Source organism: Pseudomonas sp. GW823-FHT05G12, assembly GCF_058795575.1.
This window is the reverse complement of sequence record NZ_CM179501.1, coordinates 5119761-5139937: the sequence shown is the minus strand read 5'-3', so window position 1 is coordinate 5139937 and position 20177 is coordinate 5119761. Positions and strand designations below refer to the sequence as shown.

The 20177-nt window shown below is 63.0% G+C and carries 19 protein-coding genes; 11 read left to right on the top strand and 8 right to left on the bottom strand.

What is annotated here, in order from left to right; all coding sequences use genetic code 11:
• The first annotated feature begins 25 nt into the window (after nucleotides 1-25).
• From yfiR to yfiB, 3 genes are read left to right on the top strand one after another with little or no spacing between them, the layout of a single operon-like run.
• The gene (gene yfiR, locus AC3RCM_RS23530) at nucleotides 26-592 is read left to right on the top strand and encodes a regulatory sequestration protein YfiR (RefSeq protein ID WP_064491011.1); all 567 of its coding nucleotides are present in this window, start codon (nucleotides 26-28) and stop codon (nucleotides 590-592) included.
• Nucleotides 589-1860, top strand: coding sequence for a diguanylate cyclase DgcN/YfiN (gene dgcN, locus AC3RCM_RS23525; protein ID WP_104962573.1), 1272 nt, complete (start codon nucleotides 589-591; stop codon nucleotides 1858-1860). The genes yfiR and dgcN overlap by 4 nt, the downstream gene beginning before the upstream one ends.
• Nucleotides 1861-1864: 4 nt before the next feature.
• Entirely contained in the window at nucleotides 1865-2356 is a 492-nt protein-coding gene (gene yfiB, locus AC3RCM_RS23520) for an outer membrane lipoprotein YfiB (protein WP_049587103.1), read from the top strand.
• A 665-nt stretch (nucleotides 2357-3021) separates the two neighbouring features.
• Here the strand turns inward: yfiB and AC3RCM_RS23515 are convergent.
• Entirely contained in the window at nucleotides 3022-3972 is a 951-nt protein-coding gene (locus AC3RCM_RS23515) for a LysR family transcriptional regulator (protein WP_064491009.1), read from the bottom strand.
• A gap of 132 nt (nucleotides 3973-4104) precedes the next feature.
• Here AC3RCM_RS23515 and AC3RCM_RS23510 point away from each other — a divergent pair, with 132 nt between their 5' ends.
• Both AC3RCM_RS23510 and mmsB read left to right on the top strand, forming a co-directional pair.
• Nucleotides 4105-5631, top strand: a complete 1527-nt coding sequence (locus AC3RCM_RS23510) for a CoA-acylating methylmalonate-semialdehyde dehydrogenase (protein ID WP_003251574.1) — start codon at nucleotides 4105-4107, stop codon at nucleotides 5629-5631.
• Between the two features lie 10 nt (nucleotides 5632-5641).
• Nucleotides 5642-6529 (top strand): 3-hydroxyisobutyrate dehydrogenase, encoded by an 888-nt coding sequence (gene mmsB, locus AC3RCM_RS23505; RefSeq protein WP_010955321.1) that lies wholly within the window; start codon nucleotides 5642-5644, stop codon nucleotides 6527-6529.
• 192 nt (nucleotides 6530-6721) lie between these two features.
• Here mmsB and AC3RCM_RS23500 read toward each other — a convergent pair whose 3' ends face one another.
• Nucleotides 6722-7066 (bottom strand): cupin domain-containing protein, encoded by a 345-nt coding sequence (locus tag AC3RCM_RS23500; RefSeq protein ID WP_003251579.1) that lies wholly within the window; start codon nucleotides 7064-7066, stop codon nucleotides 6722-6724.
• 141 nt (nucleotides 7067-7207) lie between these two features.
• Nucleotides 7208-8089, bottom strand: coding sequence for a LysR family transcriptional regulator (locus AC3RCM_RS23495; protein WP_104962562.1), 882 nt, complete (start codon nucleotides 8087-8089; stop codon nucleotides 7208-7210).
• 77 nt (nucleotides 8090-8166) lie between these two features.
• Between AC3RCM_RS23495 and AC3RCM_RS23490 the strand changes: the two genes are divergently transcribed.
• Nucleotides 8167-8931 (top strand): sulfite exporter TauE/SafE family protein, encoded by a 765-nt coding sequence (locus AC3RCM_RS23490; RefSeq protein ID WP_492629174.1) that lies wholly within the window; start codon nucleotides 8167-8169, stop codon nucleotides 8929-8931.
• Here the strand turns inward: AC3RCM_RS23490 and AC3RCM_RS23485 are convergent.
• Entirely contained in the window at nucleotides 8921-9235 is a 315-nt protein-coding gene (locus AC3RCM_RS23485; protein ID WP_064491006.1) for a putative quinol monooxygenase, read from the bottom strand. The two genes, AC3RCM_RS23490 and AC3RCM_RS23485, sit on opposite strands and share 11 nt — an antisense overlap.
• Before the next feature lie 163 nt (nucleotides 9236-9398).
• Between AC3RCM_RS23485 and mdaB the strand changes: the two genes are divergently transcribed.
• The 3 genes from mdaB (at nucleotide 9399) to ggt (ending at nucleotide 12854) form a co-directional block, all read left to right on the top strand.
• Nucleotides 9399-9989 carry an NADPH:quinone oxidoreductase MdaB gene (gene mdaB / locus AC3RCM_RS23480; RefSeq protein WP_049587100.1) on the top strand — a complete coding sequence of 197 codons (591 nt, stop codon included), beginning with the start codon at nucleotides 9399-9401 and terminating at the stop codon, nucleotides 9987-9989.
• Between the two features lie 183 nt (nucleotides 9990-10172).
• Nucleotides 10173-11069, top strand: a complete 897-nt coding sequence (locus AC3RCM_RS23475) for a LysR family transcriptional regulator (protein WP_010955316.1) — start codon at nucleotides 10173-10175, stop codon at nucleotides 11067-11069.
• Between the two features lie 117 nt (nucleotides 11070-11186).
• A complete protein-coding gene (gene ggt / locus AC3RCM_RS23470) occupies nucleotides 11187-12854 on the top strand; it encodes a gamma-glutamyltransferase (RefSeq protein WP_010955315.1) in 1668 nt (555 codons plus the stop codon).
• Between the two features lie 139 nt (nucleotides 12855-12993).
• Here ggt and AC3RCM_RS23465 read toward each other — a convergent pair whose 3' ends face one another.
• Both AC3RCM_RS23465 and ypfJ read right to left on the bottom strand, forming a co-directional pair.
• A complete protein-coding gene (locus tag AC3RCM_RS23465) occupies nucleotides 12994-14913 on the bottom strand; it encodes a methyl-accepting chemotaxis protein (protein ID WP_492629173.1) in 1920 nt (639 codons plus the stop codon).
• Between the two features lie 171 nt (nucleotides 14914-15084).
• Nucleotides 15085-15969, bottom strand: coding sequence for a KPN_02809 family neutral zinc metallopeptidase (gene ypfJ / locus AC3RCM_RS23460; RefSeq protein ID WP_020193242.1), 885 nt, complete (start codon nucleotides 15967-15969; stop codon nucleotides 15085-15087).
• A gap of 200 nt (nucleotides 15970-16169) precedes the next feature.
• Between ypfJ and pcaH the strand changes: the two genes are divergently transcribed.
• Both pcaH and pcaG read left to right on the top strand, forming a co-directional pair.
• Nucleotides 16170-16889, top strand: a complete 720-nt coding sequence (gene pcaH, locus AC3RCM_RS23455; RefSeq protein WP_009682255.1) for a protocatechuate 3,4-dioxygenase subunit beta — start codon at nucleotides 16170-16172, stop codon at nucleotides 16887-16889.
• Between the two features lie 10 nt (nucleotides 16890-16899).
• Nucleotides 16900-17505, top strand: coding sequence for a protocatechuate 3,4-dioxygenase subunit alpha (pcaG, locus tag AC3RCM_RS23450; RefSeq protein ID WP_010955312.1), 606 nt, complete (start codon nucleotides 16900-16902; stop codon nucleotides 17503-17505).
• A gap of 137 nt (nucleotides 17506-17642) precedes the next feature.
• On the opposite strand, the gene trmA is transcribed toward pcaG, so the two are convergent.
• The gene (gene trmA / locus AC3RCM_RS23445; protein ID WP_004575991.1) at nucleotides 17643-18728 is read right to left on the bottom strand and encodes a tRNA (uridine(54)-C5)-methyltransferase TrmA; all 1086 of its coding nucleotides are present in this window, start codon (nucleotides 18726-18728) and stop codon (nucleotides 17643-17645) included.
• On the bottom strand, nucleotides 18725-20020 hold the full coding sequence (locus AC3RCM_RS23440) for an NCS2 family permease (RefSeq protein WP_492629172.1): 1296 nt from the start codon (nucleotides 20018-20020) through the stop codon (nucleotides 18725-18727). The genes trmA and AC3RCM_RS23440 overlap by 4 nt, the downstream gene beginning before the upstream one ends.
• Between the last annotated feature and the right edge of the window lie 157 nt (nucleotides 20021-20177).

Genomic DNA, 20177 nt, shown 5'->3' with positions numbered 1-20177 from the left:
GAAGGGGCTTCAAGGGATTTCCCACATGAACGTGGCCGCAAGGCGAGTGACAAGCTGTGCGCTTTCGCTATTGCTGGCCGTCCTGTTCCTTTCTGCAGGCGCTGCCCGGGCAGACCCCGGCACAACCTCCGCCCAGGCACAGCAACGCGCCAAGGCAGTCACCCAGGTAGTACTGGGTATCTTCAGTTACGCCCGCTGGCCCGTCGAACCTTCTCCTTTACGCCTGTGCCTGGTCGGCCCGACCGAGTACGCCGACGATCTCATCAAGGGCCATGTCCAGGAGTCCGGCCGGCCGCTGCAGGTGCGGCGCCTGCTGGCAGAAGACACCCAGGTCGCCCAGGCCTGCGATGCCCTCTACATTGGCAAGCTTGACCAGGGCCAGCGCGATCGGCTGTTCCAGCGTATCGGCGGCCACCCGGTGCTGAGCATCAGCGAGGCGGATGACCCCTGCACGGTCGGCAGCCTGTTCTGCCTGCGGGTCAGCGACCAGCAGGTGGCCTTTGAAGTCAATCTCGACTCGGTGGCACGCTCTGGCGTGCGCATTCACCCCAGCGTGCTGCAATTGTCGCGGCGCCGGGCGGAGCAGCCATGAAGCCGACCCGCAAGCGTACCGTGCGCCCGACCCTGCGCTCGGTGCTGGGCCGTGGCCACCTCAGCGTCGCCTTGCTTGCCGTTGGCCTGGCGGGTATCTCCCTCACCCTGCTGGGCGTGCTCGCCCTGCGAGTCTATGCCAACCATAACCTGCAGTTGATCGCCCGCTCGATCAACTACACCGTAGAAGCGGCTGTGGTGTTCGATGACAGCGCCGCCGCCAATGAATCGCTGGCGTTGATTGCCAGTACCGAAGAAGTGGCCGAGGCCAAGGTCTTCAACAACGAGGGCGAGCAACTGGCGCACTGGCAACGCGACAATACCGGCATGCTTGCGCAGCTGGAGGTGCAGGTTGCCAGCGCCTTGCTGGATGAGCCGGTCATTCTGCCGATCGTGCACCAGCAACAGCAGGTCGGGCATATCGAACTGGCAGGCCAGGGCAGGAGCCTGTTGCTGTTCCTGCTCAGTGGCTTGGCCGGTATCCTGTTCTGCACGGTCCTCAGCGCCCTGGCTGCCCAGTATCTGTCGCGGCGCCTGCTCAACGATATCACCCGCCCGCTGCGTGGCCTGGCCAGTGTCGCCCATGCCGCCCGCCGCGAGCGCAGCTTCGACCGGCGCGTGCCAGAAGCGCCGATTGCCGAGCTGAACGAGCTGGGTAACGACTTCAATGCCCTGCTGGATGAACTGGAGGTGTGGCATAGCCACCTGCAGAGCGAAAACCAGACCCTGGCCCATCAGGCCAGCCACGACAGCCTGACCGGCTTGCCCAACCGCGCCTTCTTTGAAGGGCGCCTGAGCCGCAGCGTGCGAAATGCGGCGCGCCAGCAGGACCACCTGGCAGTGCTGTTCCTCGACAGCGACCACTTCAAGCAGATCAACGACACCCTCGGCCACGCCGTGGGTGACGAGGTGTTGATCAGCGTGGCCGAACGTGTGCGCGCCCAGTTGCGCGAGCAAGACCTGGTGGCGCGCCTGGGGGGCGACGAGTTTGCCGTGTTGTTGACGCCTTTGCATACGCGCAAGGATGCCGAACACATTGCCGAGAAGATCGTTGCCAGCATGAGGCTGCCGGTGCAACTGGACAGTGGCCGCAGTGTTTCCACCTCGCTGAGTGTCGGTATTGCCTATTACCCGGATGACGGCGCTGACCCCGCCAGTCTTCTGAATGCCGCCGATGCGGCAATGTACCAGGCCAAGCGCGAACGCCGTGGCCATTGGCAAGTGGCGCAGACGGAACGGTCCGCCAATGAAATCAGGAACAGGAGTTGAACCCGTGATGCACGCTTTACGTTTTCCGCTTTGGGCCTTGTTGTTCGCCATGCTGGCGCTGACGGGGTGCCAGAGCGCACCCCAAAAGGGCCTTACCCCAGAACAGATTGCCGTGCTAAAGCGCGAAGGTTTCACCCCGACCGATGAAGGTTGGGCCTACGACTTGTCTGGCAAAGTGCTGTTCGGCAGCGATCTGGACAGCCTCAACGGCCAGAGCCAGGCGATTGTCGAGCGCATCGGCAAGGCGCTGCTGGGCGTGGGTATCCAGGGCGTGCGGGTGGACGGGCATGCCGACTCGTCGGGCAAGGCGGCGTATAACCAGCAGCTGTCCGAGCGCCGCGCGCAAAGTGTGACCAAGGCGTTGGTGGGGATTGGCATGCAGGCGCAGAACATTCAGAGCCGCGGCCTGGGCAGCAGCCAGCCGGTAGCGGACAACCGCACCAGCGCCGGGCGTACCGAGAACCGTCGGGTGTCCATCGTGGTAGCGTCCTACTGATCGTTGCCGCTCGGGCTGTCACATAGTCCCTGTAGGTGCGGGCAACGCGGTGCCTGGCACCGGCTTCGCCGGTGTTCGCGGGCAAGCCCGCTCCCACAGGATCTGTGCTTGTCCTTGGAAATGTGCAGGCCCATCGGTCACATATCCCCTGTGGGAGCGGGCGTGCCCGCGAAGCAGGCAAGGCGGTATCTGGCACCGGCTTCGCCGGTGTTCGCGGGCAAGCCCCCACAGGATCTGTGCTTGTCCTTGAAAATGCGCAGGCCCGTCGGTCACATATCCCCTGTGGGAGCGGGCGTGCCCGCGAAGCAGGCGACGCGGTATCTGGTACCGGCTTCGCCGGTGTTCGCGGGCAAGCCCCCACAGGATCTGTGCTTGTCCTTGGAAATGCGCAGGCCCGTCGGTCACATATCCCCTGTGGAAGCGGGCGTGCCCGCGAAGCAGGCGACGCGGTGTCTGGCACCGGCTTCGCCGGTGTTCGCGGGCAAGCCCGCTCCCACAGGATCTGTGCTTGTCCTTGGAAATGTGCAGGCCCGTCGGTCACATATCCCCTGTGGAAGCGGGCGTGCCCGCGAAGCAGGCGACGCGGTATCTGGCACCGGCTCCGCCGGTGTTCGCGGGCAAGCCCCCACAGGATCTGTGCTTGTCCTTGAAAATGCGCAGGCCCATCAGTCCTGGGCAAAGTGCATCTCGCGGGTTTGCCCCATCAACAACGGCGCATTCGCCTCGGTCACCCCGCGGATGTAATCCCACAGCAGGGTAATGCGCTTCAACTTGCGCAAATCCTCCCGGCAATACATCCAGAACTGCCTCGTCACCTCGATCTCCTCCGGCAACACCGTGACCAATCGCGGGTCCTGCGCGGCGAGGAAGCACGGCAATATCGCCAGCCCACGCCCCTGCAACGCTGCCGTGTACTGCGCGATCACGCTGGTACTGCGCAAATGTGCGCTGGCGTTGGGGATCAGGTTGGCCAGGTACAGCAGCTCGGAGCTGAACGCCAGGTCATCCACGTAACTGATGAAGGGGTGTTTGGCCAGGTCCGTCACCTGGCGGATCGGCGCGTGGCTGTCCAGGTAGCCCTGGGTGGCATATAGCCGAAGGCGGTAATCGCACAGCTTGCAGCACACATAAGGCCCATGCTCGGGCCGCTCCAGCGCGATGACGATGTCCGCTTCACGCTTGGACAGGCTGATGAAGTGCGGCAGCGGCAGGATGTCCACCGAAATTGCCGGGTAGGCGTCGACGAAGTGGCTTAGCTGCGGCGTGATGAAAAAGCTGCCAAAGCCCTCGGTGCAGCCCATGCGCACATGGCCCGACAACGCCACCCCCGACCCGGACACCTGCTCGCACGCCATGTGCAGTGTGCTCTCGATCGATTCGGCATAGCCCAGCAGGCGCTGGCCCTCGGCGGTCAGCACAAAGCCGTTGGTGCGCGACTTTTCGAACAGCAAGGTGCCCAGCGCACCCTCCAGCGAGCTGATGCGTCGCGACACGGTGGTGTAGTCCACGCTCAGCCGTTTGGCGGCACTGCTGGCCTTGCGGGTGCGAGCCACTTCGAGGAAGAACTTCAAATCGTCCCAGTTGAGCGCGCTCAGGGATGTGAGGTCTTTTTGCATGATGATCCGGTTTTTTTGTGCGTTCTTGTTGGATGTTTGCACATCTATACTCGAAACAAGCCTCAGGACGCCACCCCGCGTTTGCCCGGCGCTGGCGATCTCGTCCCGACAACAATTCCAAGGAGAACGCAGATGAACGCACCGCAATCCCCTAACAGCACCAAGGTCGAGCAGGTCAAGCTGCTGATCGACGGCCAGTGGGTCGAGTCCAAAACCACCGAATGGCGTGACATCGTCAACCCGGCCACCCAAGAGGTGCTGGCGCGCGTACCGTTCGCCACCGTCGAGGAAGTCGATGCAGCCGTGGCCGCTGCTCACCGCGCTTTCCAGACATGGCGTAACACCCCGATCGGCGCGCGCATGCGCATCATGCTCAAGCTGCAGGCGCTGATCCGCGAACACACCAAGCGCATTGCCCAGGTGCTCAGCGCCGAGCAGGGCAAGACCCTGGCCGACGCTGAAGGCGATATCTTCCGCGGCCTGGAAGTGGTCGAGCACGCGGCGTCCATTGGCACCCTGCAGATGGGCGAATTTGCCGAGAACGTCGCCGGCGGTGTCGATACCTACACCTTGCGCCAGCCGATCGGCGTATGCGCTGGCATCACACCGTTCAACTTCCCGGCAATGATCCCGCTGTGGATGTTCCCCATGGCCATCGTCTGCGGCAACACCTTCGTGCTCAAACCGTCCGAGCAGGACCCGCTGTCGACCATGCTTCTGGTCGAGCTGGCGCTGGAAGCCGGCGTACCGGCGGGCGTGCTGAACGTGGTGCACGGCGGCAAGCAGGTGGTGGATGCCATTTGCACCCACCAGGACATCAAGGCGATTTCCTTCGTGGGCTCTACTGAAGTCGGTACGCACGTTTACAACCTCGGCAGCCAGCATGGCAAGCGTGTGCAGTCAATGATGGGGGCCAAGAACCACGCGGTGGTGTTGCCTGATGCCAACCGCACGCAAACCATCAATGCGCTGGTGGGGGCTGCCTTTGGCGCGGCGGGCCAGCGCTGCATGGCGACCTCCGTGGCCGTGTTGGTGGGCAAGGCCCGCGAATGGTTGCCGGATATCAAGGAGGCCGCCAGCAAGCTCAAGGTCAATGCTGGCTGTGAGCCGGGCACCGACGTTGGCCCGGTGGTTTCCAAGCGTGCCAAGGAGCGTGTGCTGGGCCTGATCGAAAGCGGTATCAAGGAAGGCGCCAAGCTCGAGCTCGACGGCCGTGACGTCAAGGTGCCGGGCTACGAGCAAGGTAACTTCGTCGGCCCGACCCTGTTCTCGGGTGTGAAGACTGACATGCAGGTGTATACCCAGGAAATCTTCGGCCCGGTGCTGGTGACCCTGGAAGTCGACACGCTCGACGAGGCCATCGCCCTGGTCAACGCCAACCCGTTCGGCAACGGCACCGGCCTGTTCACCCAGAGCGGCGCGGCAGCACGCAAGTTCCAGAGCGAAATTGATATTGGCCAGGTCGGCATCAACATCCCGATCCCGGTACCCGTACCGTTCTTCAGCTTCACCGGCTCTCGTGGCTCCAAACTCGGTGACCTGGGGCCGTACGGCAAGCAAGTGGTGCAGTTCTACACTCAGACCAAGACCGTCACTGCTCGCTGGTTCGATGACGACAGCGTCAACGACGGTGTGAACACCACCATTAGCCTGCGCTAAGGAGTACGTCATGCGTATCGCATTCATCGGCCTGGGCAACATGGGCGCGCCCATGGCCCGCAACCTGATCAAGGCCGGGCATCAGCTGAACCTGTTCGACCTGAACAAGGCCGTGCTGGCCGAGCTGGCAGAACTGGGCGGGCAGATCAGCCCCTCGCCCAAGGACGCGGCGGCCAACAGCGAGCTGGTGATCACCATGCTGCCGGCCGCAGCCCATGTGCGTAGCGTGTACTTGAACGAGGACGGCGTACTGGCCGGTATTCGTCCTGGCACGCCGACCGTTGACTGCAGCACCATCGACCCGCAGACCGCACGTGACGTGTCCAAGGCCGCAGCGGCAAAGGGCGTGGACATGGGGGATGCGCCGGTTTCCGGTGGTACTGGCGGCGCGGCGGCCGGCACCCTGACGTTCATGGTCGGCGCCAGTACCGAGTTGTTCGCCAGCCTCAAGCCGGTACTGGAGCAGATGGGCCGCAACATCGTGCACTGCGGGGAAGTCGGTACCGGCCAGATCGCCAAGATCTGCAACAACCTGCTGCTAGGCATTTCGATGATCGGCGTGTCCGAGGCCATGGCCCTGGGTAACGCGTTGGGCATCGATACCAAGGTGCTGGCCGGCATCATCAACAGTTCGACCGGGCGTTGCTGGAGTTCGGATACCTACAACCCGTGGCCGGGCATCATCGAAACCGCTCCGGCATCGCGTGGTTACACCGGTGGCTTTGGCGCCGAACTCATGCTCAAGGACCTGGGGCTGGCCACCGAAGCGGCACGCCAGGCACACCAACCGGTGATTCTCGGTGCCGTTGCCCAGCAGTTGTACCAGGCCATGAGCCTGCGAGGCGAGGGTGGCAAGGACTTCTCGGCCATCGTCGAGGGTTATCGCAAGAAGGATTGATGCAAGAGGTGGATTTCATCGCGGGCCAGGCGGCCTTCCCTCTGTAACTGCGCACCAGAGGGAAGGGCGTCTGCTCCGCGATTTTTTTTGTCCACGCTTACAGGTAGTGCGCGGCCGTGGTAGGAGCGGGTTCACCCGCGAATGCTACAGAAGCCTCACCGCCGCATTAGCAGGTAAACCCGCGCCTGCAAGTCAGGCGAAGACGAAATACTTACGTACAGTCTCGACCACTTCCCACGTACCTTTCATGCCTGGCTCGATCACGAACACATCACCCGCTTTCAGGTGCTTGGGCTCTTCGCCTTCCGGGGTGATGATGCAGTAGCCATCGAGGAAGTGGCAGAACTCCCATTTATCGTAGTTGACCTCGAACTTGCCTGGGGTGCAGATCCAGGTGCCCATGATCTTGCTGCCGTCGGCCGACAGGTAGGCATTGAGGTTGACGGTGTGCGGATCGCCGCCGATGCGCTTCCACTTGGTGGCGTCCACGACCGGCGTCGGGCAGGTTTCGCGCAGGACGGTGATGAAATCGGACATGGCACAACTCCTGGTGACTGGCTGAATGACTGGTCACCATAGGCCCAACGGCCGAGCCGCAGTTGCCTGGGCTCGACGTCCAGGTGTCTGGCCGCGCTATGGCAGGCGGTTTACCTCGACAGTGGTGTGCGCCCTTGCGCATCAGCCGGTAAAGGTGGCTACCAGTTCTGCGGCATAGCCTGGTAATGCCGCAAAATCCCGCGCGCACACCAGCAACCGGCGGTTGGCCCATGGCTCCTGCAGCGCCACCCAGTGCAACGGCAGCATGCCTTGCCAGCGCTGTACTGCTGCCAGCGGCACCACCCCGATTCCGGCCCCGCCCGCGACCATGCGGATCACCCCATCAAACCCCTCCGCACGCACCCGAACCTGCATGCGCTGCCCCTCGTGCAGCGCTTGCTCTTCAAGGTACAACCCCAATGCACTGCCGGCCCCCAGGCCGACATAGCCATGGGCCAGGCTGTCGACGAAGCTTGGCGCCAGCGCACTGGCCAGGGGGTGGCCCTGTGGCGTCACCAGCACCAGCGGGTCATCTCGAAACGGCCGGGTCTGCAGGTGCTCGCTGGGGGCGGCTGTGGACACGATGCCCAGGTCGGCCATGCCTTGGGTAATTGCCTGCACGATGCGCAAACTCGGCAGCTCTTGCACATCCACGCTGACGCCCGGGTTTTCAGCCAGGTAGCTGGCCAGCAGTTCGGGCAGGTATTCGGTCAGCGCTGCGGTGTTGCACAGCAGACGCACCTGGCCTTGCTGCCCTTGCGCGTATTGGCCCAGGTCGAACTGCAGGCGTTCGACCTGCTGCGTTATCAGCCGTGCATGCTGCAACAGTGCCTGGCCAGCCGGCGTTGGTTGTACGCCACGGCGGTTACGTTCCAGCAAGGGAATGCCCAGCGATGCTTCCATGGCGCGAATGCGCGCACTGGCTGCTGGCAGTGACAGATGGCTGCGGCCGGCGCCAGCGGTGATGTTGCCGCACTCCAGGGTGTGCTGGAACAGCTTGAGGTCGATCAGGTCGAAATGCATATGGCTCTGTCCGGGCAAGAGGCTGGCTGAGTATATGGCAGATTCTCACGTCGCCCGGTGCACGGCATCATCGGCCCATGACGACCTTGCTTGCTTTCTACCAGAACATTGGCCCGGCACTCTCGTTGCTGGTTGTACTGACCTTTCTGCTGGCTGGCGCAGTGAAGGGGGTCATCGGCCTGGGCCTGCCGACCATTGCCATGGGCCTGTTGGGCCTGGCTATGCCACCGGCGCAGGCTGCCGCGTTGTTGATCGTGCCCTCGACACTCACCAACCTGTGGCAGCTGGCCAGCGGCGGGCATCTGCGAGGGTTGTTGGTCCGCCTGGGGCCGATGCTGGCATTGATTTTTGTCGGCACTTTGCTGGGCAGCGCCTGGCTGGGAATCAACAGTGGCCCCTGGGCTGCGCACGCGCTGGGGGGCGCCTTGCTGGTCTATGCGTTGTATGGGTTGGTCGGCCCGGGCTTGCAGGTAGCCCCGGGACACGAGCGCTGGCTGGGACCGCTTTGCGGGCTGGTCACGGGTGTGGTCACCGCGTCGACCGGAGTGTTCGTGATGCCAGCGGTGCCTTACCTGCAGAGCCTGGGCTTGAGCCGCGAGCAGATGATCCAGGCCCTGGGCCTGTCGTTCACGGTGTCGACCCTGGCCTTGGCCCTAGGCCTGGCCGGGCAGGATGCCTTGGGTGGCCAGGCGCTGGGGGCGTCGCTGCTGATGCTGGCGCCGGCCTTGCTCGGCATGCTGGCGGGCCAGTGGCTGCGTCAGCGGATCAGCGCGCTGCTGTTCAAGCGTTGCTTTTTCATCGGCCTGGCCGCCCTCGGCGGCCACCTGCTGATCAGCGGCTAGCGGACGAAGCGCTGAGCATGTCGACCCTCTGGATATCGAAATCGCGCTCCAGGTAATCCATGCGGCTTTCGAAGAAGGCGGCCATGTGCGGGAGGGCCGAGTGCACGTCCAGCGCGGCCTTGTCGGCCCACACTTCGAAGAACACAAACAGGCTCGGGTCCTGCTGGTCGCGCAGCATGTGGTACTCGATGCAGCCGGGTTCCTGGCGGCTTGGCTCGACGTAGGGACGCAACAGGTTTTCAAACGCATCAGCCATTTCCGGGCGGGTCTTGGCTTTGAGGATAAAGGCGAACGGCTCACTCATGGGGCGCTACTCGGTGATGGGTGGTGAGTCGATTCTACGGCAATAATGCATCGCTCATTCGTGACTTCTGGTCAATTGTATTTTGCCCCGTCACCGCTGTATCCCGCCCCCGCGAGCCTCTAACCTGCCGGCATCAATTTTTGATTCGGCCGTGGAGGCCAGCATGAAAAAGATCCTTCTGCTCAATGGTGGTAAACAGTTCGCTCACTCCGAAGGCCGCCTCAACGCGACCTTGCACGAAGCGGCCATCGCTCACCTGGACCGCGCCGGTTTCGATGTGCGCCAGACGTTCATCGACGGCGGCTACGATGCCCAGGAAGAGGTGGAGAAATTCCTCTGGGCCGATGTGGTGGTCTATCAGATGCCCGGCTGGTGGATGGGCGCGCCGTGGACCGTGAAGAAGTACATCGACGAGGTGTTCACTGCCGGTCACGGCAGCCTGTATGCCAATGACGGTCGTACCCGTTCTGACCACTCGCAGAAATACGGCAGCGGTGGTCTGGTGCACGGCAAGCAATACATGTTGTCGCTGACCTGGAACGCGCCGCAGCAGGCGTTCGATGACCCGAGCGATTTCTTTGAAGGCAAAGGGGTGGATGCCGTGTATTTCCCGTTCCACAAGGCCAACCAGTTCCTGGGCATGACCGGCCTGCCGACCTTCCTGGCTGTGGATGTGATGAAGCGCCCGGATGTGCCGGCGGCGTTGGCAGCTTATGAGGCCCATCTGGACAAGGTGTTTGGCAAGGCACAGTAATTTTATGTCTGTACCGGCCTCTTCGCGGGCTTGCCCGCTCCCACAGGTATTACGCAGGTTTCAAGGACTTTGCAGTACTTGTGGGAGCGGGCAAGCCCGCGAAGAGGCCCGTACAGGCGCTGCTGGACTTGGCCTCGACAAGCGGTTATCTAATCCTTGCACAGACCAACCACAGGCCCTGATGTGAAAACCCGATCCGAAGAACTCCAGGTATTCGTCGCCGTCATCGACTGCGGCTCGATTTCCGCTGCTGCCGAGCAGATGGGCCAGACCCCGTCTGCCGTCAGCCGCACCTTGTCGCGTCTGGAGGGCAAGCTGGGCACCACGCTGGTCAACCGCACCACCCGGCGCATGGACCTTACCGAAGAGGGGCGCTACTTTCTTGAGCGCGCGCGGCTGATCCTGCAGCAGATGGACGAGATGGAAGAGCGTCTGTCGATGAACCGCCAGACCCCGACCGGGCGATTGCGCATCAATGCCGCTGCGCCGTTCATGCTGCATGCCATCCTGCCCTGGATCGGCGAGTTCCGCCGCCAGTACCCAGGCATCGAACTGGAGCTCAACACCGACGACCTGATCATCGACCTGCTGGAGCAGAGCACTGATGTGGCGATACGCATCGGAGAGCTGGCCGACTCCAGCCTGCACGCGCGCAGCCTGGGTTGCAGTCCGGTGCAGGTGCTGGCCAGTCCGGCCTACCTGGAGCAGCACGGCACGCCACGGCAGGTCGAGGACCTGGCCAACCACTGTCTGCTCGGCTTCAGCCAACCTGAGTCGCTCAATCACTGGCCGCTACGCCACGCTCAGGGCGATCGCTGGAGCATCCGCCCGACGCTGGTCGCTTCCAGCGGCGAAACCCTGCGCCAGTTGGCGTTGGCCGGGGAGGGCATCGTCAGCCTGTCGCACTTCATGACCCACGAAGATATCCGCACAGGGCGCCTGCAGGTGCTGCTGAGCGAGGCCAACAATGGCTACCGTCAGCCGATCCACGCGGTGTATTACCGCAACACCCAGTTGGCGCTGCGCATCCAGTGCTTCCTGGATTTCATCCAGCGCAAGCTGGCGATGTACGCCTGCTGAGTTGCCTGATCGCGACAAATCCTGTCCACAGGCGGCGAAACTTCCGCCGGTTGATTGCACAGTCGAAGCGCTTCGGCCTTACTGACTGCTCAACAAAAACAACACCAAGGAAGTGTCATGCGTATTGTCCCGTTCCAGTACCTGGCTCTCGCAGCCGCGATCCTGAGCTGTTCCTCGGTTTACGCCGCCACCCTGGAGGGCGGCGCGGTGGCCGCCCCCGATCAATATGGCGCACAGGTGGCCGCCGATATTCTGAAAAAGGGCGGCAACGCGGTGGACGCGGCAGTGGCGACCGCCTTCACCTTGGCGGTGACTTACCCGGAGGCCGGTAATATCGGCGGTGGCGGCTTCATGACCCTGTTCGTCGATGGCAAGCCTTACTTCCTCGACTACCGCGAAGTCGCGCCCAAGGCCGCCACGCGCAACATGTACCTGGACGACAAGGGCGAGGTCATCGAGAACCTCAGCCTGGTGGGGGCACGCGCCGCAGGCGTACCCGGCACGGTAATGGGCCTGTGGGAGGCGCACCAGAAGTTCGGCAAGCTGCCCTGGAGCGAGTTGCTGACCCCGGCCATCGGCTATGCGAAAAACGGCTTCAAGGTGGCGGAAAAGCAGTACCAGTACCGCAACGATGCCCAAGGCATGTTCAAGACGGCGACCAACTTCAACGATTACTTCGGCAACATGAAGGTCGGCGAGCTGTTCAAGCAGCCGGAAATGGCCCAGACCCTGGAGCGTATAGCCGACAAGGGCGTGAGCGAGTTCTATCAAGGCAAGACCGCCGATTTGCTGGTGGCGCAGATGCAGGCTGACAAAGGCCTGATTACCAAAGAAGACCTGAAGGATTACAAGGCGGTATGGCGTGAACCGATGGCCGTGAGCTGGCGTGGCAATGTGGTGTATACCGCGCCACCGCCGAGCTCGGGCGGTGTGGCGCTGGCCCAGTTGCTGGGCATCAAGGAAGACCGCGCGGCCGACTTCAAAGGGGTGGCGCATAACTCGGCGCAATACATCCACCTGTTGGCCGAGATCGAAAAGCGGGTGTTCGCCGACCGCGCCGATTACCTGGGCGACCCGGCCTTCACCAAGGTGCCGGTGGACCAGCTGGTGGCCAAGGATTACCTGGCCAAGCGCGCAGCTCAGGTCAACCCGAAGGCCATTTCCGACACCGACAAGGTCAAGCCGGGCCTTGAACCGCACCAGACCACGCATTTCTCGATCGTCGACAAGCAGGGCAACGCGGTCAGCAATACCTACACCCTCAACCTCGACTACGGCAGTGGTGTGGTGGTGAAGGGCGCCGGTTTCTTGCTCAACGACGAGATGGATGATTTCAGCGCCAAGCCGGGGGCGGCGAACGCCTTTGGCGTGGTCGGCGGTGATGCCAACGCGATCGAACCGGGCAAGCGCATGCTGTCGTCGATGAGCCCCAGCCTGATGACCCGCGATGGCAAGGTCGAGCTGGTTATCGGTACCCCGGGTGGTTCACGGATCTTTACCTCGATCTTCCAGGTGATGAACAACCTGTACGACTACGGCATGCCGCTGGACAAGGCGGTGGCGGCGCAGCGCGTGCACCATCAGTTGCTGCCCAAGGACACCATCTACTTCGACAGCTATGCGCCACTGACCGGGCCGGTAGCTGATGAGCTGAAGAAGATGGGCTATGTGCTGGAGGACCAGGGCTGGGAGATGGGCGACATCCAGGCGATCCGCGTCGATGGGGCGAAGCTTGAGACCGCTTCCGACCCACGTGGGCGTGGGGTGGGGATGATCGTCAAGTAGTACCTGTCAGAACGCCGGGAGGGCTTTGCCCTCCTATCGCGACACAAGGCCGCTCCCACGAGGACCTGCGTACGTCGATCAATGTGGGGTGCGGCCTTGAATCGCGAAAGGGCCGCAAAGCGGCCCCAGGTGCCAACGGTCAGACGCGGAACTGGCTGACCAGTGTCTGCAACTGCCCACCCAACCGCGCCAGCTCCACACTCGACGCTGCCGTCTCGTCACTGGCTGCTGCGGTTTGCTCCGAAACATCACGCACATTCAGGATGCTTCGGCTGATCTCTTCAGCCACCGCACTCTGTTGCTCTGCCGCCGCAGCAATCTGCTGGTTCATCGACTGGATGCTCGATACCGTACTGGTGATGCTCTCCAGCGATGACCCGGCCTTTCGCGCCAGTTCGACGCTGCTGTCGGTCAGGGCACGGCTGCCCTGCATGGCATTCGCCACTTGCTGGGTACCGTGCTGCAGGCTGGCAATCAGCTCTTCGATCTCTTCGGTAGACTTCTGCGTGCGTTGGGCCAGGCCGCGCACTTCGTCGGCAACCACGGCAAAGCCACGGCCTGCCTCGCCGGCACGCGCCGCCTCGATCGCTGCGTTGAGCGCCAGCAGGTTGGTCTGTTCGGCCACCGACTTGATCACGTCCATCACGCTACCAATTTTCTGGCTTTCCTGCTGCAGCAGGTTCATGGCCTCGGTGGAGCGGTGCATGTCTTCGGCCAGGCGTTCGATCTGGCCGATCGCTTCGCCCACTACGCGGTCGCCGGCACGGGCTTCGTCATCGGCTCCGGTGGCTGCATGTGAGGCCTGCTCGGCATTGCGCGCCACTTCCTGAACGGTAGCGGCCATTTCGTGCATGGCGGTGGCCACCTGGTCGGTCTCGACTTTCTGGCTGTTGGCTCCCGCGCTGGTCTGTTCGGTGACTGCCGACAGTTCTTCGGCGGCGCTGGCAATCTGGGTGACGCCATCGCGGATGCCGCTGATCAGCTCGCGCAGGGTGGTGCCCATGCGCGCGATGCCTTGCTGCAGCACGCCCAGTTCGTCACGGCGGGTGACGCGCATGTGCTGGGTAAGGTCGCCACTGGCGATTTTTTCCACGGCCACCAGGGTGTCTTGCAACGGGCGCGTGATCTGGCGGGTGATCAGCACCGCCGCCAGCACGCCGACCAGCAGCGCCAGCAGTGTGGCGATGGCCTGCAGGCTGCGGGCCTGGGTGCTCTCGATGTCACGGCGCTCCAGCTGGATCTGGTACAACGCGTCGCTGCGCTTGACGATGTCGGCACCCTGCACGGTCATTTCGGCACGCGAGGTGGTGATGTTGGCAACCGCGTCGCGGAACTGGCGTACGGCGTCACGATAGGCCAGTACTGCGTTTTCGAACTGTTGCAGGCGCGCATCTTCGCTGGGCAGCTGGCGCTTGAGGTTGTCGGTATCGGCCAGTGCTGCATCCAGCTGGCGCAAGGCGGCCTGCTCGTTGGCGCTGCTGTTGTCGGCGATGTAGCCACGCACATCGATGCGTACCTGCAGCAGTTGCTGGCGGGCCTTGCTGATCAGCCGGTACTGGGCCAGGCGCACGCTGTCAGCCTCGGGGCGAGCCATCACCTCCTGGCTGAGCGCATCCATGGCCTGGTCGGCGCGGATGGCCGAGCTGTCCATGGAAACGCGCGCTGCGCGGGTGGCGTCGTAGCCCTGGCGCATCTTGTTCAGCGACAGCTTGTAGGCACTGATGGTATCGCCCAGCTCACCCAGCAGCTTGACGTTCTCCGGGCTTTTGAAGGTGGAGGCCAGGTAGGCCTGCTGCTTGCTGAATGCGTCCAGCTTGGCCAGGGTGTTGGCGGCGGCGGTATCGTCGCCGTTGGCGATCATGTACTGCAGGCGCGCAATGCGCAGATCGGTGAGGTCCTTGTTCAACTGGCCAATATCGCCCATCCAGTTGCTACGGTCGATCAGGCTGCCCAGGCTGGTCCAGCCGGTGAGGGCCAGCAGGCCAGTGAGGACCAGCACCAGGCCGAAGCCCAGGCCGAGTTTAAGGTTGACGCTGATGTTGGCGAACCAGCTGTTCATGCACGCTCTCCAGAAGTTGATTTCGCTCTCTTGATCTTCGATCGCCAGGCGTTGTTGTTCTGGATGCCCGCTGATTCGTGCAGGTGTTATCGGCCGTGATTGGGGAAGCTGAAACGCTTTTTCAGCAAAATATCAGCAGATGGTCTCACTTGGTCCCTGTTGGGCCCGGGATCAGAGGGTGCGTGCGCTGAAGGTGTCGCAGCGGTTCACTTCACCTTCGGCAAACCCGATCTTGAACCAACGCACCCGCTGCGCGGAAGTACCATGGGTGAACGAGTCCGGCACTACGCGGCCGCGGCCTTGCTGCTGCAGGCGGTCGTCGCCAATGGCATTGGCCGCATTCAGCGCTTCCTCGACATCGCCTGGCTCCAGCCAGTTCAGGCGTTTCTGCGCCTGGTAGGCCCATACCCCGGCCAGGCAGTCAGCCTGCAACTCCTGGCGCACCAACAGGCCGTTGTCGCCCTCCATGCGCTGGCCGGCGCGTCGTGCGGCATCGATCTTGGCCGAAACGCCCAGCAGGGTCTGCACATGGTGACCGATTTCGTGAGCTATTACGTAGGCCTGGGCGAAGTCGCCCGCTGCAGCGAAGCGGGTTTCCATTTCGCGGAAGAACGACATGTCCAGGTACACCCGCTGGTCCGCCGGGCAATAGAACGGCCCTACCGCTGCCGAGGCAAAACCACAGGCCGAATTGACCTGGCCACTGAACAGGACCAGTTTGGGGTCACGGTATTGTTTGCCGGCCTGGGCGAACAGGGCTTTCCAGGTGTCCTCGGTGTCGCCCAGAATCGAGGCGACGAACTCGGCCTGCTGGTCGTTGGCCGGGGGGGCCTTGGCGCTTGTACCACTGGGGGCCGTTTGCTGTTGCTCCAGCTGGCCGGTGAGCTGGCCAAGAATCTGCAGTGGGTCCTGCCCGGTGAGCCAGCCGATGCCGACGATCAGCAGAATCGCCCCGAGCCCCAGCCCCTTGCCGCCGCCGAAGCGCATGCCGCCACCGCCACCTTCGCCCCGAGCATCGACCACGTTGTCGCTGCGTCGGCCTTTTCGCCATTCCATGAATGCTCTCCCGAGCGTGAAACAAGAAGTCAAAGATTAGTTCAGGAAAGCGGCAGGTGTCAGGCAAAGGTGTTAAGCCATAACCATTTGGTTATGTATGAGGTGGTCGATTTCAATATTCATCGCGCGCGACCTGCCCGAAACTGCAAGTCCGCCTGCCACGCCCAGGCGTTCTCACAATTCCAAGAGAGGAAACCGGCATGCCCGCCCAGGACAACAGCCGCTTCGTGATCCGTGATCGCAACTGGCACCCTAAAGCCCTTACGCCTGACTACAAGACCTCCGTTGCCCGCTCGCCGCGCCAGGCACTGGTCAGCATTCCGCAGTCGATCAGCGAAACCACTGGTCCGGACTTTTCCCATCTGGGCTTCGGCGCCCACGACCATGACCTGCTGCTGAACTTCAATAACGGTGGCCTGCCCATTGGCGAGCGCATCATCGTCGCCGGCCGTGTCGTCGACCAGTACGGCAAGCCTGTGCCGAACACTCTGGTGGAGATGTGGCAAGCCAACGCCGGCGGCCGCTATCGCCACAAGAACGACCGCTACCTGGCGCCGCTGGACCCGAACTTCGGTGGTGTTGGCCGGTGCCTGACCGACCGTGACGGCTACTACAGCTTCCGCACCATCAAGCCGGGCCCGTACCCATGGCGCAACGGCCCGAACGACTGGCGCCCGGCGCATATCCACTTCGCCATCAGCGGCCCATCGATCGCCACCAAGCTGATCACCCAGTTGTACTTCGAAGGTGACCCGCTGATCCCGATGTGCCCGATCGTCAAGTCGATCGCCAACCCGCAAGCCGTGCAGCAGTTGATCGCCAAGCTCGACATGAGCAACGCCAACCCGATGGACTGCCTGGCCTACCGCTTCGACATCGTGCTGCGCGGCCAGCGCAAGACCCACTTCGAAAACTGCTGAGGACCCCGCCATGCCAATCGAACTGCTGCCGGAAACCCCTTCGCAGACTGCCGGCCCCTACGTGCACATCGGCCTGGCCCTGGAAGCCGCCGGCAACCCGACCCGCGACCAGGAAATCTGGAACTGCCTGGCCAAGCCAGACGCCCCGGGCGAGCACATTCTGCTGATCGGCCACGTATACGACGGAAACGGCCACCTGGTGCGCGACTCGTTCCTGGAAGTGTGGCAGGCCGACGCCAACGGTGAGTACCAGGATGCCTACAACCTGGAAAACGCCTTCAACAGCTTTGGCCGCACGGCTACCACCTTCGATGCCGGTGAGTGGACGCTGCAAACGGTCAAGCCGGGTGTGGTGAACAACGCTGCTGGCGTGCCGATGGCGCCGCACATCAACATCAGCCTGTTTGCCCGTGGCATCAACATCCACCTGCACACGCGCCTGTATTTCGATGATGAGGCCCAGGCCAACGCCAAGTGCCCGGTGCTCAACCTGATCGAGCAGCCGCAGCGGCGTGAAACCTTGATTGCCAAGCGTTGTGAAGTGGATGGGAAGACGGCGTACCGCTTTGATATCCGTATTCAGGGGGAAGGGGAGACCGTTTTCTTCGACTTCTGAGGTGAAGCTTGGGGCCGCTATGCGGCCCATTCGCGGGCAAGCCCGCTCCTACAACGATCTGCGTACACCGACGCCGATCAATGTGGGAGCGGGCTTGCCCGCGAATGGGCTGCAAAGCAGCCCCGGCGATACAACGATCAGCGCCGAACCAGCAGAACCCCACTCTCCATATGGTGGGTATACGGGAACTGGTCAAACAATGCACAGCGCTCGATGCGGTGGGTGTCCTGCAACTGGGCAATGTTCGCTGCCAGCGTTTCCGGGTTGCACGAGATGTACAGAATGCGCTCGAAACGACGGGTCAGCTCGCAGGTATCCGGGTCCATCCCCGCACGCGGTGGGTCGACGAACACTGTACCGAACTGATAACTCTTCAGGTCGATGCCTTCCAGGCGCCGGAACGGCCGCACTTCATTCAGTGCCTGGGTCAGCTCCTCTGCCGACAAACGTACCAGCCGCACGTTATCCACAGCGTTTTCGTCAAGGTTGCTCAGTGCGGCATTGACCGACGTCTTGCTGATTTCGGTGGCCAGCACCTGGCGTACGCGCGTGGCCAGCGGCAGGGTGAAGTTACCGTTGCCGCAATACAGCTCCAGCAGGTCATCCTCACGCTCGCCAATGGCCTCGAAGGCCCAGCTGAGCATCTTCTGGTTCACTGCGCCGTTGGGCTGGGTGAACGCACCCTCCGGCTGGCGGTAACTGAACACGCGGCCAGCCACATCGAGTTTTTCCACTGCGTAGTCGCGGCCGATAACCAGGCGTTTGCCCTTGGAGCGGCCGATGACGCTCACCCCCAGCGCTTCAGCCAGTTGCCGTGCTTCCACTTCCCAGGCCTCGTCCAGCGGGCGGTGATAGCACATCGTGATCATCGCATCGCCAGCCAGGGTGGTGAGGAACTCCACCTGGAACAGGCGGTTGCCCAGTTCTTCGCTGGCCTGCCAGGCTGCCTTCAGGCGTGGCATCAACGCGTTGATGCGTTCGCTGGCAATGGGGAAATCGTCGATCAGGATTGCCTTGTGCTTCTCGCCCGGGGCGAACATGGCGTAGTGGCGCTGGCCATCCTCGCGCCACAGGCGGAACTCGGCGCGCAGGCGGTAATGCTCGCGCGGTGAGTCGAAAACAGCCGGTTCCGGCGCGCCGAACGGTGCCAGCAGCTCGCGCAGCCGGGCCACTTTGGCATCCAGCTGGGTGGCGTAGGAGGAGGGGTCGAAAGCAGCACTCATGCGTTGAACCAGCCTAGCTTGATGACGAACAGGATGGAAAGGATCACCAGGGCCGGGTTCAGGTCGCGACGGCGGCCGGAAATCAGTTTGACGGCGGTCCAGGCGATGAAGCCGAAGGCGATGCCATTGGCGATCGAGTAAGTCAGCGGCATGGCCAAGGCAGTTACCACCACCGGTGCGGCTTCGGTGACGTCGTCCCAGTTTATTTCCGCCAGGCCCGAGGCCATCAGTACCGCGACGAACAGCAGCGCTGGAGCGGTGGCGAAGGCGGGCACGCTACCGGCCAGTGGGGCGAAGAACAGCGCCAGCAGGAACAGCACAGCAACCACGATGGCCGTCAGGCCGGTGCGGCCACCGGCGCTCACGCCCGCAGCGGACTCGATATAGCTGGTGGTGGTCGAGGTGCCCAGCAGGGAGCCGGCCATGGCGGCGGTGCTGTCGGCGATCAGGGCGCGGCCCATCTTCGGCATGTGGCCGTCCTTGCCCATCAGGCCGGCGCGCTTGGCCACGGCGATCAGGGTACCGGAGTTGTCGAACAGGTCGACGAACAGGAACGCGAAGATCACGCTGATCAGGCCCACGTCGAGGGCACCGGCGATGTCCAGCTGCAGGAAGGTGGGTGCCAATGAAGGTGGCATCGACACGATCCCGCCGAACGGCGTGACGCCCATGGCGATCGATGCGACGGTGACGGCCAGGATGCCGATCAGCACCGCGCCGCGAACTTTCAGCGACTCAAGGCCGACGATCAGGAAGAAGCCCAGTGTGGCGAGAATCACCGAAGGCTGCTTGAGGTCGCCCATGCCCACCAAAGTGGCTGGGTTATCGACGACGATGCCGGCGTTATGCAGGGCGATCAATGCCAGGAACAGGCCGATGCCGGCGGCAATCGCCGAACGCAGCGGCAGCGGAATGCTGTTCACGATCCACTCGCGGATGCGGAAGATCGACAGCAGGAAGAACATCACTGCTGACAGGAACACGGCACCCAGTGCCACCTGCCAGGTGTGGCCCATGTGCAGCACTACGGTGTAGGTGAAGAACGCGTTCAGGCCCATGCCCGGTGACAGGGCGATCGGGTAGTTGGCAATCAGGCCCATGGTGGCGGAGCCGATGGCGGCTGCCAGGCAGGTGGCGACGAAGATCGCGCCCTTGTCCATGCCGGTCTCGCCGAGGATGCTCGGATTGACGAACAGGATGTAGGCCATGGCCAGGAAGGTGGTGACGCCCGCGAGAATCTCGGTGCGCACGTTGGTGTTGTGTGCTCTTAGTTGAAACAGCCTTTCCAGCATGCCCGCTCCCCAAGGCGCCCCCGGCGCCATGAATGTATCGACCCCATCAGCAAAGCACAGACCGTACCGGATGCTGTGGTTTTGTGTGGGGAGGAAAAAAGCCGCGCATCATACCAGCATGCATGGCGGGGGCCTATGGCCGTTGGGGAATGGGTTT